The sequence below is a fragment of the Methylobacterium sp. WL18 genome (assembly GCF_008040015.1).
Taxonomy (GTDB): Bacteria; Pseudomonadota; Alphaproteobacteria; order Rhizobiales; family Beijerinckiaceae; genus Methylobacterium; species Methylobacterium mesophilicum.
Genome location: NZ_VRVD01001071.1, coordinates 1 through 943, shown reverse-complemented (window position 1 = coordinate 943; position 943 = coordinate 1). Strand labels below are relative to the sequence as shown.

The 943-nt window shown below is 69.9% G+C and carries 1 pseudogene; it reads left to right on the top strand.

The features are described 5' to 3' along the window. Positions 1-387: 387 nt before the first annotated feature. Positions 388-943: pseudogene (locus tag FV228_RS30955) on the top strand (M23 family peptidase); the annotation flags it as partial.

The window sequence follows — 943 nt, the reverse complement described above, 5'->3', positions numbered from 1 at the left end:
CCACCCACCAGAGACAGACAGGCGATCGCCCGGCGCTTAAGCCGGCCAATCCCGCTGAACTGTCAGAAGATGCCTCAGCGCCCGGGCCACTTCCGCGGCCGGCGCCGATGAGCGGTGTATACGCAGCACAATCCCGGCCGTCAACACCGGTCCGTGAGTTTTTGAGCGTCGGCCCAACCCCCCTCCCCTGCTCCGGCGCCCCAAACCTCTTAGAAGGAGCTGTCTGGCCGTCCGGGCTGTGAGCGCGCGACGCCTCAATCTGGACATGCTACGCTCCGAGATGAGCGGCCCGTACATGAATGGTGCGGGCGGCATGGCGATCGGCCCGGCCGTGGATCATCAGGCTGGCGGGAGGCCTATGCGCCGTCGTCTATCCGGGGCCTTCGAGTGAAGCGCGAGCGACTCAAGATCGGCGACGTGGCCGCCCTCGCCCCGGGCGTCGGGCGCGGCGTCCAGGCCCCCCTCGATCTCCTCGGCGCCGACGCGACCCAGATCGACCGGCGCGCGGTCAATCTGCGCTGGCTCTGCGCCAGCACGCTGACCGGCCTCACCGGCGCCGGCCTGATCGCCGCCGCCCTGCACGTATCCCTCCAGGGTGACGTCTCCTTCGCGGCGATCCCCGAGAAGGCCACCATCATGGCGCGCCCGCAGCCGAGCGAGAGCGGCGCCAACATCGCCCGCAAGGGTGACCGGCTGGTGCGCAACCTGATGATCGCCTCTGCCAAGCAGAGTTTCCGCGCGCCCGTGACCGTCCGACTGGGGGACCGCGAGATCATCAAGGCCAAGGCCTTCGTACGGATCACCGCCCCCCTGTCGATGACCACGGGCGTCTATGCAGGCGACCTGCCGCGGTTCGACCCGATGAAGTTCGTCTCCGACGAGCCCCTGGAGCGCGCGCCCGATGCCGCCGCCGACGCGCCGGGCGCCGAGGTGACGGTGGTCA